Annotated in this window: 12 protein-coding genes and 1 other RNA gene; 4 read left to right on the top strand and 9 right to left on the bottom strand. The window is 70.5% G+C overall.

All coding sequences use genetic code 11. The annotated features are described in order from the left end of the window. The first annotated feature begins 63 nt into the window (after window positions 1-63). Entirely contained in the window at window positions 64-489 is a 426-nt protein-coding gene (locus ACFYXH_RS26835; RefSeq protein WP_389567873.1) for a hypothetical protein, read from the top strand. A 126-nt stretch (window positions 490-615) separates the two neighbouring features. On the opposite strand, the gene ssrA is transcribed toward ACFYXH_RS26835, so the two are convergent. The 5 genes from ssrA to ftsE form a co-directional block, all read right to left on the bottom strand. Continuing rightward, window positions 616-1000: a transfer-messenger RNA gene (ssrA, locus tag ACFYXH_RS26830) on the bottom strand. A 106-nt stretch (window positions 1001-1106) separates the two neighbouring features. Continuing rightward, entirely contained in the window at window positions 1107-1586 is a 480-nt protein-coding gene (gene smpB / locus ACFYXH_RS26825; protein ID WP_385309274.1) for an SsrA-binding protein SmpB, read from the bottom strand. An 18-nt stretch (window positions 1587-1604) separates the two neighbouring features. Then, entirely contained in the window at window positions 1605-2762 is a 1158-nt protein-coding gene (locus ACFYXH_RS26820) for a S41 family peptidase (RefSeq protein ID WP_389567870.1), read from the bottom strand. Window positions 2763-2829: 67 nt separating this feature from the next. Continuing rightward, window positions 2830-3747 carry a permease-like cell division protein FtsX gene (gene ftsX / locus ACFYXH_RS26815; protein WP_327323916.1) on the bottom strand — a complete coding sequence of 306 codons (918 nt, stop codon included), beginning with the start codon at window positions 3745-3747 and terminating at the stop codon, window positions 2830-2832. A gap of 32 nt (window positions 3748-3779) precedes the next feature. Then, the gene (gene ftsE / locus ACFYXH_RS26810; protein WP_266475950.1) at window positions 3780-4469 is read right to left on the bottom strand and encodes a cell division ATP-binding protein FtsE; all 690 of its coding nucleotides are present in this window, start codon (window positions 4467-4469) and stop codon (window positions 3780-3782) included. A 250-nt stretch (window positions 4470-4719) separates the two neighbouring features. On the opposite strand from ftsE, the gene ACFYXH_RS26805 reads away from it, so the two are divergent. After that, on the top strand, window positions 4720-4914 hold the full coding sequence (locus ACFYXH_RS26805; RefSeq protein ID WP_362690189.1) for a hypothetical protein: 195 nt from the start codon (window positions 4720-4722) through the stop codon (window positions 4912-4914). Window positions 4915-4990: 76 nt separating this feature from the next. Here ACFYXH_RS26805 and ACFYXH_RS26800 read toward each other — a convergent pair whose 3' ends face one another. From ACFYXH_RS26800 to ACFYXH_RS26785, 4 genes are all read right to left on the bottom strand, one after another. Then, window positions 4991-5662, bottom strand: a complete 672-nt coding sequence (locus tag ACFYXH_RS26800) for a PT domain-containing protein (RefSeq protein ID WP_389567866.1) — start codon at window positions 5660-5662, stop codon at window positions 4991-4993. 270 nt (window positions 5663-5932) lie between these two features. Continuing rightward, window positions 5933-7042, bottom strand: a complete 1110-nt coding sequence (gene prfB, locus ACFYXH_RS26795; RefSeq protein WP_389567863.1) for a peptide chain release factor 2 — start codon at window positions 7040-7042, stop codon at window positions 5933-5935. A 38-nt stretch (window positions 7043-7080) separates the two neighbouring features. After that, window positions 7081-8352 (bottom strand): serine/threonine-protein kinase, encoded by a 1272-nt coding sequence (locus tag ACFYXH_RS26790; protein WP_389567861.1) that lies wholly within the window; start codon window positions 8350-8352, stop codon window positions 7081-7083. Between the two features lie 222 nt (window positions 8353-8574). Then, on the bottom strand, window positions 8575-10242 hold the full coding sequence (locus tag ACFYXH_RS26785; RefSeq protein ID WP_389567858.1) for a serine/threonine-protein kinase: 1668 nt from the start codon (window positions 10240-10242) through the stop codon (window positions 8575-8577). A gap of 468 nt (window positions 10243-10710) precedes the next feature. Between ACFYXH_RS26785 and ACFYXH_RS26780 the strand changes: the two genes are divergently transcribed. Both ACFYXH_RS26780 and ACFYXH_RS26775 read left to right on the top strand, forming a co-directional pair. After that, the gene (locus ACFYXH_RS26780) at window positions 10711-14157 is read left to right on the top strand and encodes an FHA domain-containing protein (RefSeq protein ID WP_389567855.1); all 3447 of its coding nucleotides are present in this window, start codon (window positions 10711-10713) and stop codon (window positions 14155-14157) included. Between the two features lie 148 nt (window positions 14158-14305). Continuing rightward, the gene (locus tag ACFYXH_RS26775; protein ID WP_389567852.1) at window positions 14306-15667 is read left to right on the top strand and encodes an ABC transporter substrate-binding protein; all 1362 of its coding nucleotides are present in this window, start codon (window positions 14306-14308) and stop codon (window positions 15665-15667) included. Window positions 15668-15670: the final 3 nt, after the last annotated feature.

Here is a 15670-nt window from a genome sequence, read left to right as displayed (position 1 = left end):
GACAGGGCGATACGCTGCACCGCCCCCGAAGCGGGGGCCTGCGTTCCGCTCAGGGGAGGGCCCATGGCCATCAAGAAGGCAACCATCCAGCAGCAGGTGGCCACCGCCATCGCACAGGCCAATCCGGCCGACCGGCCCATCGTCACCATCCAGGCCATCGCAGGCCCCAGTGTGTGGCTGATGAGCATGCTCGGCCTCATAGGCCAGGCGTTTCTGACGTACTACTTCATCACCGTGACCGAACAGGCCGTGGTCGTCCACAAGGCGGGCCGGATGAGCAATCGCCCGCAGGAGATCGCTTTCGCACTTCAGCCGGCCGAAGTTGTCGGAATGATCGGTGACGTCAAGCGCAACGCCATCTGGAGCTCGTTCCGCTTCCAGCTGCCCGGGCAGCCGCAGCCGACCCGGATGAATGTGCACCGCATCTGGCGCACCGAGATGGACCACCTGCTCGGACTGCTGACCGGCGGCCACCAGCCGGCGGCCTGAGCCGCGGCAGGCACGTCGGCGTACACGGCCGTGGGCGTACACGGCCGTGCACACTCCTGTGCACACACCGTACGCACGACAAAGGCCCGGCTGCCGTAGCAGCCGGGCCTTCGCCTCACATGGGAATTGTGGAGATGGCGGGAATCGAACCCGCGTCCAACGGTGCAGAAACAGGGCTTCTCCGAGCGCAGTTCGCTGCGATTTTCTCGGCCCCGGAGATCACGCGAACAAGTCTCCGACGGGCCCAGTCACTGTTTGATTTCCCTCTACGCCCCGTGACCGGGCTTAGAGGTTTAGTTCCCTAGCTGATGCCAGGATCCGGGTCGGGAACAGCCCCGGGCTGACACCCGAAGGCCTTCGCTAGCTGCTAATTAGGCAGCGAGCGCGAAGGCGCGGGAATCGCTCTTGGAAGTGGCGATTATTGGTTGCGACATATGGTTTACGAGATCATTGCCGCTTCCTCGGCTCGCTTCCCCTGCTTCGACATCCGCTGTCGAAACCGATCATCCCCATGTTTATTTTTCAAGGTGGTGCTGGTGGTGCACCCCGTGAGGGGCAGGTGCCATCGTACGTGACCAACGCACGACCGTGCCAGCATATTCCCCCGCGCCCACGGCTCAGGCCCGCTGACGCCGCTTCGCCGCCGAGATCACGCGGTCCGTCTCCCGCCGGTCCTGCTTCTCCCGCAGCGTCTGCCGCTTGTCGTACTCCTTCTTGCCCTTCGCCAGCGCGATCTCGACCTTGGCCCGGCCGTCCTTGAAGTACAGCGCGAGGGGCACGATCGTGTGCCCCGTCTCCTGCGTCTTCGACGCGAGCTTGTCGATCTCGGCGCGGTGCATCAGCAGCTTCCGCTTGCGCCGCGCGCTGTGGTTGGTCCACGTCCCCTGGGTGTACTCGGGGATATGCACGTTGTGCAGCCACGCCTCGTGGTCGTCGATCTGGACGAAGCCGTCCACCAGCGAGGCCCGCCCCTGGCGCAGCGACTTCACCTCGGTACCTGTCAGCACGAGACCGCACTCGTAGGTGTCGAGGATGTGGTAGTCGTGCCGCGCCTTCTTGTTCTGCGCGATCAGCTTGCGCCCTGTTTCCTTTGCCATAGTGCGGTCATTTTCGCACTACGACCCTCCCCCGAGGCCACTCAATACCGTCTGGGCCCGTTTCTCGGCCCCTTTGCCCGCCACCAGGTCCGGTGTGATGCCCCGGCCGTCGACGCTGTGGCCCGCCGGCGTGCGGTAGTGGCCGACGGTCAGCTCGGCGACCGAGCCGTCGGGAAGGCGGCTGGGCATCTGGACCGAGCCCTTGCCGAAGGTGCGCGAGCCCACCGTGATCGCGCGGCCGCGGTCCTGCAGCGCCCCGGTGACCAGCTCGGCGGCGCTCATGGTGCCGCCGTCGACGAGCGCGACCACCGGTCGCTCGGTGTTACCGCCCGCTGCCGCGTACAGAGCACGCTGCTCGCCTCGTATGTCGTACGTGGCGACCAGGCCGCCGTCGAGGAAGGCGGAGGCGGCGGTGACGGCCTCGGCGACCAGGCCCCCGGCGTTGCCGCGCAGATCGAGCAGGACGCCGGCCCCGGCGGGAGCGGCCCGGACCGCGTTCCGTACCTGCATGCCCGAGCCCTTGGTGAAGGAGGCAACCTTGATCATCACAGCCCCGTCGGCGAGGTTGCGGACGGTGACCGCCTCGGTGGTCAGTGTGGTGCGCAACAGTGTCTCGGACCACCTCCGGCCGGCGCGCTCGAGGCCCAGGACCACACTCGTACGGTTGCCGCCGCGCAGCAGCGCCACGACCTCGGTGACGGGACGCTTGTCGACGTCGATGCCGCCGACCGTACGGAGCCGGTCGCCGGCCCTGATGCCCGCCTTGTCGGCGGGCCCGCCGGGCTGGACCCTGGCCACCTCCACACGCCCGTCGGCGGCGCGTCTGGCCCCGAGGCCGACGCCCGTGTACTCACCGTCGAGGGCCTGCTCGAACTCCTCGTACTCGCTCTTGTCGTACACCGCGCCCCAGCGGTCCCCGCTGCGACTGACGACGTCCTCGGCCGCTTTCGTGCCGGACTTGCCGTCGGCCATCGCCTCCGCGGCGGCCCTGGCAACGTCGTCGCGGTCGACGGTCGCGGCAGCGGCGCGGGCGGCAAGGGGGCGGGGCGTTTTCTCGTCGTCGCGCGGCAGACCGTCGGTGGCGGCCGCGGTGGCGAGCACGCTGGCAAAGACCAACGTCAGGGCCGCCCCGCGGCGGATGCGGCGGGGCCGAGGGCAGAACTCCGGGCCCGGCATGGCGCCCACTCTAGGACAAGCAAAGGGCGCCGTACGGCCGTTGGCCGTACAGCGCCCGGGGCGCTTGTCACACCTTGAGGTACTTGCGCAAAGCGATAAAAGCGGCCATGGCGGGCATCAGCAGCCCGATCGCGATCACCAGCGGCAGCTTGGTGACCACCGCGTCCCAGCCGATGAAGTTGACCAACTGCATCTTCTGGGAGAGCGCCAGACCGTGGTCGATCAGGAAATACCTGCCGACGAGCAGCATGGCGGAGGCGACCAGACCGCCCAGCAGACCGGCGAAGGCGGCCTCCATGATGAACGGCATCTGGATGTAGAAGCTGGATGCTCCCACAAGTCGCATGATGCCGGTCTCACGACGGCGGCTGAACGCCGACACCCGCACGGTGTTGACGATCAGCATCAGCGCAATCACCAGCATCAGCGCCATCACAAAGAGCGCGGCGACATTCATGCCGTTCATGAGGGAGAAGAGGTTCTCCAGGATGTTGCGCTGGTCCTGGACGGACTGCACACCGTCCCGGCCGGCGAAGGCGGTCGCGACGACCTTGTACTTCTCCGGATCGTCCAGCTTGACGCGGAACGACTCCTGCATCTGGTCCGGCGTGATGGTGGAGGCGATGGGGGTGTCCCCGTACTGCTCCCGATAGTGCTTGTACGCCTCGTCGGCCGACTCCTTCTGGACGGTGTCGACGACATCCATCTTCTTGAGATCGGCCTCGATCTGCTCCTTCTGCTGGGCGGTGACGGCGCCCTTGGCGCACTTGGGCGAGGTCGCCGCGTCGTTCTTGTTGCAGAGGAAGATCGAGACGTTGACCTTGTCGTACCAGAAGTCCTTCATCGTGCTGACCTGCTCGCGCATGAGCAGCGCACCGCCGAAGAGGGCGAGCGAAAGGGCTACCGAAACGATGACGGCGAAGGTCATCGTCAGATTGCGGCGGAGACCGACGCCGATCTCCGACAGGACGAACTGGGCGCGCATGGCGAGCTTTCAGCCTTTCAGTCTGTACGGGCTCAGTGCTGGTAGCCGTAGACGCCGCGTGCCTGGTCGCGTACGAGACGGCCCTTCTCGAGCTCGATGACGCGCTTGCGCATCTGGTCGACGATGTTCTGGTCGTGGGTCGCCATGATCACGGTGGTCCCGGTCCGGTTGATCCGGTCCAGCAGCTTCATGATGCCCACGGAGGTCTGCGGGTCCAGGTTTCCGGTCGGCTCGTCCGCGATCAGCAGCATGGGGCGGTTGACGAAGGCCCGCGCGATCGCGACGCGCTGCTGCTCACCACCGGAGAGCTCACCGGGCATCCGGTCCTCCTTGCCGCCGAGGCCGACGAGGTCGAGGACCTGGGGCACGGCCTTGCGGATCTCACCGCGCGGCTTGCCGATGACCTCCTGCGCGAACGCCACGTTCTCGGCGACGGTCTTGTTGGGGAGGAGGCGGAAGTCCTGGAAGACGGTGCCGAGCTGGCGGCGCATGTGCGGCACCTTCCAGTTCGACAGCCGGGCCAGGTCCTTGCCGAGGACATGCACCAGGCCCTGGCTGGCGCGCTCCTCACGCAGAACAAGGCGCAGAAAGGTCGACTTTCCGGAACCGGACGAGCCCACGAGGAAGACGAACTCCCCCTTGGCGATGTCGAGCGACACATCGCGCAGGGCTGGGCGGCTCTGCTTGGGGTAGGTCTTGGAGACGTTGTCGAATCGGATCACGGGTGCACCACGGTCGGCCGGGGGTAGGTGTGCGTGACACTACGCGAAGGAGCCTGGCGCTCGCAGTCGACGTCGCGGGGTTGCGCATTTTGTCCCGTAACGGAACGGGCGTAATCCGGGGCGGCGCGCCGAAACGCGCGGGAGCTGGCACAGTGGTAGGGGAACGGTTGCGTTTCCTTGAGCGTTGTCGGAAGAGAACTGTGCTTACGGTCCGCACCTGCGGCTCCGGCGCGCGGGAGGAGGAGAGCGCATGACCTACGACCGATTGGTGTGCGCGAACTGCGCGGCCCCGGTGAACGAGGGCCGATGCCCGGTATGCCGGGCGAACCGCGAGCGGCTGCAGCAGGAGGGCCCCTTCGGCGGCCTGAACCCGGTGGCGCTGCTGACCCTGCTGGTGGTGCTGATAGCGGCGCTGGCGCTGCTGGCCGCGCACCAGACCGCGTAGACATACGTAAGAGGAGGGCCCGGGGCGCTGTAGCGCCCCGGGCCCTCCTCTTACGTGCTGTTACGTGCTGTGTCGCTTAGGCGACGGTGCGTCCGCCACCGACGAGGCGCGGCAGCATACGGAAGCCGATGCCACCGGCGATCATCGTCGCGGCACCGATCAGCAGGAACGTGGTCTCGGCGGCGCCGGTCTCAGCCAGCTCCTCCTTGGCCTTGCCCTGCTCGACCGGCTTGGAGCCGGCGCTGTCGGTGTCGGTGTTGTCCGCGCACTTGGCACCGTCGAGGTCGACGGTGCAGGTACCGGCGTCGCCGTTGTCACCGGTGCCGGTGCCCGGGTTGCCGGTCGGGTTCTCGGACGGGTCGCCCGTCGGCTTACCGGTCGGCTTGTCCGTCGGCTTACCGGTGGGCTTGTCCGTCGGCTTGTCGGTGGGCTTGTCCGTCGGCTTGTCCGTCGGCTTGTCCGTCGGAACATCCGTGGGGACGTCAGTCGGGACGTCCGTGGGGACATCGGTCGGAACGTCGGTCGGAACGTCGGTGGGGACATCCGTCGGAATCTCCGTCGGGTCGGCGTCGACACCGATACCGGCGTCGATTCCCGACTCGTCGGCGTTGGCCGACACCTCAAGGGGACCCACGTTGATGCCGACACCGACGGCCGAAGCGGCGCCGGCGGCGGTCAGTGACGCACCGGCGGCGATCACCGCGCCGGCGGCAATGCGCGCCACACGGATACGCGTCTTCTTGGTCATCTGGTTGCTACCCCCAGTAGCTATTCGTCAATGGAGCAGCGTCCGGGGCAACTGCCGTTGGGGGTTGTTTCGTTCGACCCCCACTCACACGCGCCCCAGTAGATACGCATGCCGCGCGTCAGCTTTCCCAAGATTTGGAAAGGCGTCAAGGCGGTTGCGCGTGCGATGTCCGGTATGAGGGAGGTTGCCTGACCTGCGGGGATGCAACTGTGACATAAAAGCGAACTGCCGCCTCGGAGGCGGCAGTTCCCTTGTCGACAAAGCGTCCTTTTACTTCTCCTGCTGCTTGCGCCAGCGAATTCCTGCTTCGAGGAAGCCGTCGATCTCGCCGTCAAGTACCGACTGGGGGTTGCCCACTTCGAACTCCGTACGCAGGTCCTTGACCATCTGGTACGGGTGCAGGACGTACGAACGCATCTGGTTGCCCCAGGAGTTGCCGCCGTCGCTCTTGCCGAGGGAGTCCATGAGAGCCTGCTCCTCCTGGCGGCGGCGCTCAAGAAGCTTGGCCTGGAGGACGTTCATCGCGCTCGCCTTGTTCTGGATCTGGGAGCGCTCGTTCTGGCAGGAGACGACGATTCCGGTCGGGATGTGCGTGATGCGCACGGCGGAGTCCGTCGTGTTGACGCCCTGGCCACCGGGGCCGGAGGCGCGGTAGACGTCCACGCGCAGTTCGGACTCGTCGATCTCGACATGGTCGCTCTGCTCGACGACCGGCAGCACCTCGACGCCGGCGAACGACGTCTGGCGGCGGCCCTGGTTGTCGAAGGGCGAGATGCGCACCAGGCGGTGCGTGCCCTGCTCGACGGAGAGCGTGCCGTAGGCGTACGGCGCCCGCACGACGAAGGTGGTCGACTTGATGCCGGCCTCTTCCGCGTACGACGTCTCGTAGACCTCGGTGGAGTAGCCGTGGCGCTCGGCCCAGCGCAGATACATACGCTGCAGGCGCTCGGCGAAGTCGGAGGCGTCGACGCCGCCGGCCTCGGCGCGGATGTTGACCAGCGCCTCGCGCTCGTCGTACTCGCCGGACAGGAGCGTACGGACTTCCATCTCGTCCAGCGCCTTGCGGACCGCGGCGAGCTCGGACTCCGCCTCGGCCTGGGTGTCCGCGTCGTCCTCGTCCTCGGCGAGCTCGAAGAGCACACCGAGGTCGTCGATCCGCCCACGGAGCGCCTCGGTCTTGCGGAGCTCGGCCTGGAGGTGCGAAAGCTTGCTGGTGATCTTCTGCGCCGCCTCGGGGTCGTCCCAGAGGGACGGTGCCGCGGCCTGCTCCTCGAGCACAGCGATGTCTGCCCTCATCCTGTCGAGGTCCAGGACGGCCTCGATCGACCCCATGGTCGAGGAGAGGGACTTCAGCTCTTCGGATACATCGACGACTGCCACGCCCCCAGCGTAACGGCTGGGCGCGGCGACCCTACCCGCTAGGGCTCGGAGGGTGCCGACTGCTTCGAGTCCTGCGGCGGCGCGTCCGTATCACCGTCGCTCGTGGCCAGCCAGCCTCCGACGCCCACCACCGCGGCCAGCACCAGTGCCGCCGCCCCCAGCGTGATCCGGCGCTTGCGGACCGCGTCCGACTTGTGGCGGGCCGAGCCCGGGCGGCGTTGGCCGGGGGTACGGGGCGCGCGGGCCGTGCCGCGGGCGCCGCCTGCCAGCTCGTCCGGTGCCGGGACCCGCATCGAGGTGTGGGTGTCGCGGTTGGAGTCCGCGGGGGCGGCGCCGGGGACGAGCGGGACGGCGCCGCGGCGGCGGGGCTCGTCGGGGGTGGCCGGAGTCACGTCCGCGTACGGCTCCGAGGGCGGCTCGGCATCCGGCTCGTCGACGTCCAGCGGCGGCATGCCCGCGAGGAGCGGGAGCAGGTCGTGGAGGCGGGCGGCCAGTTCGGAGGCGCGAAGGCGGGACGCGGGGGCCTTGGCCAGGCACTGGACGATGAGCTGCCACAGCTCGTCGGGGATGCCCGGGAGCGGGACCACGGTCTCGGTGACATGGCGGCGCAGGACCGCGCCGGGGTGGCCGCCGCCGAAGGGGGTGAAGCCCGCGAGGAGCTCGTACAGGACGGTGGCGAGGGCGTAGATGTCGACCGCGGCCCGCGGCGGCAGGCCCTCGACGATCTCGGGGGCGATGTAGTCGGGGGTGCCGATGATGCCCGACGGGTTCGGGGCGTGTCCCGCCGAAGGGCGCAGTGCCTTGGTGCGCCGCGGGGTGTCGATCAGTTTGGCGACGCCGAAGTCGGTGAGCAGCGCCGGGTGCGAACCGGCAGGGCCGAGCGGGCCCTCCATGTCGAGGAGGATGTTCTCCGGCTTGACGTCGCGGTGGACCACTCCGGCGGCATGGGCCGCGGCGAGGCCGTCGGCGACGTCCGCGATGATCGCGACCGCCGCTTCGGGGGCGAGGCGGCGCTCCCGGTCGAGGCGGGTGCGCAGATCGGTGCCGCGGACGAGGTCCATGACGAGCGCGAGGTCGTTGCCGTCGACGACGAGGTCGCGGACGCCGACGACCTTGGGGTGGTCGAGTCCGAGCAGGGCCGTCCGCTCCTGGACGAAGCGCCCGACGAGCTCCTGGTCCGAGGCCAGGTCCTCGCGCAACAGCTTGATGGCGACGGGCCCTTCGGGTCCCTCGCCGAGCCACACCGTGCCGGCGCTGCCCCGCCCCAGGATCTGGTGGGCCGTGTACCGGCTGCCGATATTCCGTGCCAAGACTGCTCCCTCAGCGGCTGGCGTTGCCCGCTGTGTCTACCCGGGGGACGACCCCCGGACCCCCGGCCCGAAATGAAGGCCGGGCACCGTGGCGGACGGCGACACGCGAGGCGCACCTGAGTAACGTACGCGGGCATCGGGGGGCTGTGTGCCCCGGATGGCGCCAACCTTCACTTCTGCGGGGGAAATCACCCCGCAGAAGTCGACAAAGCTACCGAGTCACTACTGTCCGGCGCCCGAGCCGTTGCCGGTGCCTCCGGTGCCCGGGTCCGAGCCGCCGAGATTCGAGATCCACTTCGTCACCTTCGAGATGCCGTCGCCGATCGCGTCCCAATAGCTCTGACCCTGGGAGACCCAGTCCTGGAGGAACAGCTCCCACGCCAGCCAGCCCGCGCCGACGAGAATCAGGACGGTGAAGAGGCAGCCCTTGAGGCAGCCGAGTCCCGGGATCCTCATGCGGTTGGGGTTGGGCTGGCGCGGCTGCCTCGGCTGGCGCGGCGCGGGCTGCTGGGGCGGCGGCGCGTACTGCTGAGGCTGCGGCGGCGGGGCGTACTGCTGCCGCTGTGGCGGGCGCTGTTGCTGAGGACGCTGCTGCTGAGGGCGGTGTTGCTGAGGCTGCGGCGCGTACTGCTGCGGTTGCCGCGGCGGCTGCTGCGGGGGCCTCTGCTGCTGGCGCTGCGGCCGCCGGCGCAGCGGGTCCTGACTCGGGTCGAGGTACTGGACCTGTGTCTGCTCGTTGCGGTCGCGGGCCGCCTGCAGCTGGGACTGCCAGGGGTGCGGGTCCTCCGGACGCGGCTGACCCGGCGGTACGGGCGGCATCACCGTGGTCGGGTCGCCGCTCTGCGGGGGTCCGGACTGCGGGGCGCCGGTCTGCGGCAGGAAGCTGGTCGCGGCGTTGGGGTCGTACGACCCCGCGTTGCTCGGCAGGACCTGCGTCGGGTCGGCCGCACCCGGCGCCTCGGGCACCTGAGCGGGCGAAGGGTCGGGCGCGAGCAGCGCGGCGACACCGAGCGCGGCGTCGACCTGCGCGGGCGTGGAGTGCACGCCGACTCCGGCCGCGACGGTACGCAGTCCACGGGCGAGGTTCTCGGCGCTGGGCCGCTGGGCCGGCTCCTTGCGCAGGCAACGCTCTATGACCGTCCACAGCGGCTCGGGGACGGTGGTGGGGCGGCGAGGCTCCTCGCTGAGGTGGCGGTGGAGCACCTCGAGGGCCGTGCCGCCCGCGAACGGGGGCCTGCCGGTGACCAGTTCGTACAGCAGGATGCCCGCGCCGTAGATGTCGACGGCAGAGGTCTGCGGACGGCCCTCGGCCGACTCCGGCGCGACATACGCGGGCGTGCCGACGAACTCGTGCGTACGGGTCAGGCCCGGGGAGTCCGCGAGGCGCGCGATGCCGAAGTCGGTCAGCATCGGGTGCATCTGGCCGTCGGCGTCGGTCTTGAGGAGTACGTTCGCGGGCTTGAGGTCACGGTGGACGACGCCGTCCGCGTGGCTTGCGGCGAGCGCGTCCGCGATCTGGGCGGTCATCAGCGAGGCGGCGACCGGGCTGAGCGGGCCGTTCTCGCGGAGGTAGCGGTGCAGGTCGGGGCCGTCGACGAGGTCCATGACGAGGGCGAGGAGATCCCCCTCGACGACCAGGTCCCGGGTGCGCACGATGTTCGGGTGGGTGAGGCGGAGCAGGACGGAGCGCTCGCGCAGGAAGCGCATCACCACGTCCGCGTCGTTAGCAAGCTCCTCCTTGAGGACCTTGATCGCGACGGTCTCGCCGGGCTGGCCCGCGACGGCCGCCTCGGCGCCCGCGGTCTCCCGCTGGCTGGCTCGCCAGACGGTGCCCGTGGCGCCGCGCCCGAGGGGCTCCTCGAGCAGGTACTTGCTGCCTACCGGCCGCACGTCATGCGCTCCCTGCTGATCGTGGTCCTTGCGTGGTCCCGGGCCGCTGTGGCCGTTGCTCGGAGGCGCGGTGGCCCACCCGGGTGTCCGACCCACTTTAGTGCCGCCGGACACGGCACCGGCCGGTCGTCTGCCCGACTTCCTCCTGCGCATCCCCTCCTGATGACCGCTGGTCGTGTTCGAAAGGAAGACGCGGGCATCGTACGGATGGTTGCCGAAGAGCCGTGCTGCGAACGTCACGCACGTTCCGGATCAGATCCCAACCAGGCATTTTTACGCCCAGAGCCGACCAATCAAGATCACGTACTGGTGGTCCCCGGGCGTGTTGTCAGTGGCAGGTGCGAGGATGCCCTCAGCACGGAGTCGTGGGGGCGGGAGCCCTGTGGCGCGTGCCGACCTGCCGGGTGGGGGCGATCACAGGGCGGCTCCCCTGCCGGGTACCCCGCGCAGAAGGGATTGCTGACGGCGATGCAGATCCGGCTGACTGTCCTCGCGCCGCGCAGCGGCCGATCCGCGACCGCGGGGCATGCCTCCGTGGGACACGCCTCGGCGGGACATGCCGCGGGACACGCCTGCGACGTGCTGATCACCGCGCCTGCCGGGACGGCGCTGGCCGCCGTGGCCTCCGGCCTCGCGGCGGCCGTCTCCGGCCCCGATGTCTCGGGTTCCGTCGTGCTGTACGCGGGCCAGGAGCGGCTCGACGCGCAGCGTCGCACGCTGGGCGAGCCGCCGCTGGTGGACGGCGCGGTGCTCTCCCTTCAGGTCCCCGGTGAGGACGAGTCTCCCGGGGCGGACGCCTCGGCCCAGCTCCATGTGGTCGCCGGTCCCGACGCGGGCGGGGTCCATCTGCTGCACGGCGGCCAGATCAGGATCGGCCGCTCCGCCGAGGCGGACGTACCGCTGGACGACCCGGACGTCTCGCGGCTGCACTGCGCGGTCACGGTCGCCGAGGACGGCCGGGTGACGGTCGCCGACCTCGGCTCGACGAACGGCACCACGCTGGACGGCGCGGCCCTGAGCACCCGCCCGGTCAGGCTGCCCGCGGGCGCGCTGCTGCGACTTGGCGAGTCGACGCTCCGGGTCACCCCGTGCGACCCGACGCCCGCGCTGCCGACGGCGCCGGACGGCGAGGGGCATCTGCGGGTGACCCGGGCGGACGGGGCTGGTCCGGGCGGGTCCGGTTCCAGTGGGTCCGGTTCCGGCCCCGGCGGCTCCGGTTCCGGCGGCTCCGGTTCCGACGGATCAGCTCCTGGCGGTTTCGGGCCGGGCGGCTCGGGCCTCGGCAGCTCCGGTCCGGCCGACCCCGGACATCGCCGACCAGTACCCAGCTGGGCCCGCCGGGACGACGCCGGTTCCGGCACCGGCGGCTACGGCCCCGACGCATCGGCTCCGGGCGCTTCCGGATCGGGCGCTTCCGGGCACGGTGGCTCCGGCGCGCGCGGTGCGGCTCCGGCCAGTCCCGGGTCCGCCGACCGGGCTCCCCACGCTTCGGGCCCCCGCGAAGTCCCCCGGGCAGGCGATCAGCGCCGTGTGCCCTTCCAGTACGACCCCACCGCTCCCGCAGCCCCGACGAGCGCCGGGCGCGGCGATGCCGAGACGCTCTATACATACGACACGTACGGCCCCGACGGCAGCGCCCACGGCGACGCCATGCACTCCAGGGCGGACGAGACCCACGAGGTCCCCGAACCGCCCGAGGCCCACAGCCCCGCAGCTCCCAGCGGCCCGCCGCGCCAAGCCGCCCCCTTCCGCGGCACCCGCCTGCCCGACGGCGCCACCCCCCGCAGACGCGGTATAGGAGCTTGGGCCCGGCGGCTCGCCGGAGGCCGGGAGGAGCCTGTCCCGGAGCTCCCGTCGCAGCCCGGACCGCGCAGCGCCGCGACGCGCGCCGTCGAGAGCTGGCCCGATCCGGCCGCGGTGCTGCTCACCGCGCTCGGCCCCGGCCCCCGGATCTGGGAGCGTGGAGCGGGGCATCCCGAGTCCCTTGTGCTCCGCCTCGGCACCACCGACCGGGCCGAGCTGCCTGCCGTGCCGGTGACCGTCGGCCTGCGCGAGGCCGGTTCGCTCGGGCTCGCCGGGCCCAGGGCGCGGCTGGCCGGTCTTGCCAGGTCCGCCGTGGCGCAGCTCGCCGCGCTGCACTCGCCTGTGGATCTGGAGATCGTGCTGGTCTCCACGGACCGGTCGCGGAGCCTCGAGGAGCGCAAGAGCGAGTGGGCCTGGCTCGGCTGGCTGCCGCATCTGCGGCCCGCGCACGGCCAGGACTGCCGACTGCTCCTCGCCTACGACCGGGACCAGGCCACCGCCCGCAGTGCCGAACTCACCCGCCGCCTGGACGACGGGCCGCTCGGCCCGGGCTGGCCGAGCGCCGAGCGCAGGGCCGTCGCCGAAGCCGCCGCGCGGTACGAAGGCGCGCGTACCGTCGTCATCGTCGACGGGGACCCCGGATCGGCCGCGCTGCGCGAGACGACGGCCAGGCTGGCCGGCGCCGGCCCCGCTGCCGGGATCCATCTGATCTGTCTGGCCGAGACCCCGGCCGCCTCGCCGCTCTCACCCGTCGCCGCGACCTACGAGGCGGCGTGCGCGGCCTCGCTCGCCTTCCGCGAGTGCGGGGCGGTCGCCCTGCTCAGCGGCGATGTGGCGACCGCGCTGCGGCTGATGCGTACAGCCGGCGGGCAGCCCGTCGGGCGCGGCACGGTCGGCGCGGTGGACGCGGTCTCGGCGCCCTGGGCGGAACGCTTCGGGCGCGCCGTCGCGCCGCTGCGCGCCGAGGGCACCGGCACACACCTCGACCGGGTCGCGGCGCTGCCGCGTTCCGCACGGCTGCTGGACGAGCTGGGTCTCGCCCGCGCCACCCCCGCATCTCTGATGGCGCGCTGGGCATCGGCGGGCGACGGCACCGCGGTGCTCGGCGCGGGTCCGCGCGGCCCGCTCACCGTCGATCTCACCGAAGAGGGCCCGCATCTGCTGATCGAAGGCCCGGCGGGCAGCGGCCGCACTGAGCTGCTGCGCTCCGTCGCTGCCTCGCTGGCCGCCGCGGGACGCCCGGACCGGCTCGGGCTGCTGCTGGTCGACGGAGCCGGCGGCGAGCGCGGCGAAGGACTGGCCGCCTGTACCGAACTGCCCCATGTCACCGAGCACTTGGTGGCCTCGGACCCGGTCCGGATGCGGGCGTTCGCGCAGGCGCTCGGGGCCGAGCTGAAGCGGCGGTCCGAGCTGCTGGGCAGCGTCGGTTTCGCCGAGTGGCACACCCAGCGCGATGTGGCCGACCGGATGGTGGGCCAGCGCCCGCCGAGCGCCGCCGAGCAGCGCGGTGACCTCGACTCCCCCGCCAGCGGCACGCTCCGGCTGCGCCCCGGGGCCCGTACTAAGGCCGAGGGTCCGCCTCCGCTCCCGCGGCTCGTCGTGCTGGTGGACGACTTCGACGCGCTGGTCGCACCGGCGCTCGGCAGCCCCGGGCGGCCCGCGGCCGGTTCGGTCGTACGGGCCCTGGAAACCGTGGCCCGGGACGGCGAGCGGCTCGGTGTACATCTGATAGCGACGTCCGCGCGTCCCGACCGTACGGCCGACACCGAGTTGGCACAGGGTGCGCGGCTGCGTGTCGTGCTGGATGCGCCGCCCGCCGCGCCGGGGCCGGACGACCCTGCCCCCGGTCGAGGCAGGCTCGGGCATCCGGACGGCCGGGTGACCCCGTTCCAGAGCGGCCGGGTGACGGGACGCATTCCGCGTACGGCGACCTTGCGTCCCACTGTGGTGCCGCTCGAGTGGGAGCGGATGGGTGACCCGCCGACCCGTCGGCCCGTTCGTGAACTGGGCAATGGGCCAACGGACTTGGCACTTCTGGCCAGTGCCCTGGAGCGAGCTGCACGATCAGTGGACGCGACTCCGGTTCCGCCGCTGAATCCGGCCCGCCCCTGAGCGACAGCACAGGCCCGCCCTTTGACCTGACATCACGTCACAAGGCCATCACAAAAGGCTGGTTGACGCCTGGTGCGGTATTGCGGCCCTCCAGTACCGGGCGTACACCTGTCGGCACGGGACAGGGCACGGGAGAGACGGGGCAGTGATGCGCACAACTCTTCGCACGGGCAGGACCGCAGTGGTGTTCGCCGCCATCGGTGCTCTCGCACTCGCCGGTTGCGGCGACAACAAGGACGACAACAAGGCGAAACCGGGCGAGGGCAAGGGCAAGGAGTCCGCGGCGACGGTCCAACTGCCCAAGCTGAACGGCGAGAAGATCGAGGTCGTGGCCGTCTGGACCGGCCCCGAGCAGGAGAACTTCACCAAGGTCCTCAAGGAGTTCGAGAAGCGCACCGGGGCTTCCGTCACCTTCGTCCCCACCCAGGACGCGATGCTCAACTACCTCGGTACGAAGATCGCCGGCGGTCAGCCCCCGGATGTGGCACTCCTCCAGCAGGTCGGCGCGCTCCAGCAGGCCGTGCAGCGCAAGTGGGTCAAGCCGCTGGGCGCCGAGGCCAAGGCGGAGCTGGCGAAGAACTTCACCAAGGGCTGGCAGGATCTCGGCGCGGTCGGCGGCACGCAGTACGGCGTCTACTTCAAGGCCGCCAGCAAGTCCCTGGTCTGGTACAACGCCAAGGCCTTCGAGAACGCGGGCGCGAGCGAGCCGAAGACCTGGAAGGAGTTCCTGTCGACGGCCGAGACGATCTCCGCCTCCGGTGTCACCCCGGTCTCGGTCGGCGGCGCGGACGGCTGGACGCTCACCGACTGGTTCGAGAACATCTATCTCTCCCAGGCGGGACCCCAGAAGTACGACCAGCTGGCCAAGCACCAGATCAAGTGGACCGACCCGTCCGTGAAGACCGCGCTGACCACGCTCGGCGAGCTCTTCGGCAAGCCGAACCTGATCGCGGGCGGCGCCGACGGCGCGCTCCAGACGGAGTTCCCGGCATCGGTCACCCAGACCTTCACCGGCGGTGAGCAGCCCAAGGGCGCGATGGTCTTCGAGGGCGACTTCGTCTCGGTGAACATCGCGCAGACCGACGCCAAGATCGGTACGGACGCGAAGGTGTTCCCGTTCCCGGCGGTGGGCGCCGAGCCTCCGGTGGTGACCGGCGGCGATGCGGCCGTGGCGCTGAAGGACTCCAAGGGCGCACAGGCGCTGCTGACCTTCCTGGCCTCCCCGGACGCCGCGAAGATCTGGGCCGAGTCGGGCGGGTTCATCTCACCGAACAAGTCGCTCGACATCTCCGCGTACCCCAATGATGTGCAGCGCGATATCGCCAAGGCGCTGATCGCGGCGGGCGACACATTCCGCTTCGACATGTCGGACCAGATGCCGCAGTCGTTCGGCGGTACGCCCGGCAAGGGCGAGTGGAAAGCACTCCAGGACTTCTTGAAGAACCCGAAGAACGTCGCCGGGACCCAGCAGAAGCTGGAGTCGGACGCGGCCAAGGCGTACAAGAGCTGAATC

It is taken from the genome of Streptomyces sp. NPDC002730, assembly GCF_042888805.1.
Lineage (GTDB): Bacteria > Actinomycetota > Actinomycetes > Streptomycetales > Streptomycetaceae > Streptomyces.
The sequence above is the reverse complement of the archived record's forward strand: the minus strand, read 5'-3'. Positions and strand labels throughout refer to the sequence as shown.

What these genes read in the sequence shown, in the direction of transcription:
- ACFYXH_RS26775 (WP_389567852.1), top strand. Translation starts at nt 14,306, where the DNA reads ATGCGCACAACTCTTCGCACGGGCAGGACCGCAGTGGTGTTCGCCGCC.
- ACFYXH_RS26780 (WP_389567855.1), top strand. Translation starts at nt 10,711, where the DNA reads ATGCAGATCCGGCTGACTGTCCTCGCGCCGCGCAGCGGCCGATCCGCG.
- ACFYXH_RS26805 (WP_362690189.1), top strand. Translation starts at nt 4,720, where the DNA reads ATGACCTACGACCGATTGGTGTGCGCGAACTGCGCGGCCCCGGTGAAC.
- ACFYXH_RS26835 (WP_389567873.1), top strand. Translation starts at nt 64, where the DNA reads ATGGCCATCAAGAAGGCAACCATCCAGCAGCAGGTGGCCACCGCCATC.
- ACFYXH_RS26820 (WP_389567870.1), bottom strand. Translation starts at nt 2,762, where the DNA reads ATGCCGGGCCCGGAGTTCTGCCCTCGGCCCCGCCGCATCCGCCGCGGG.
- smpB (WP_385309274.1), bottom strand. Translation starts at nt 1,586, where the DNA reads ATGGCAAAGGAAACAGGGCGCAAGCTGATCGCGCAGAACAAGAAGGCG.
- ftsX (WP_327323916.1), bottom strand. Translation starts at nt 3,747, where the DNA reads ATGCGCGCCCAGTTCGTCCTGTCGGAGATCGGCGTCGGTCTCCGCCGC.
- ACFYXH_RS26800 (WP_389567866.1), bottom strand. Translation starts at nt 5,662, where the DNA reads ATGACCAAGAAGACGCGTATCCGTGTGGCGCGCATTGCCGCCGGCGCG.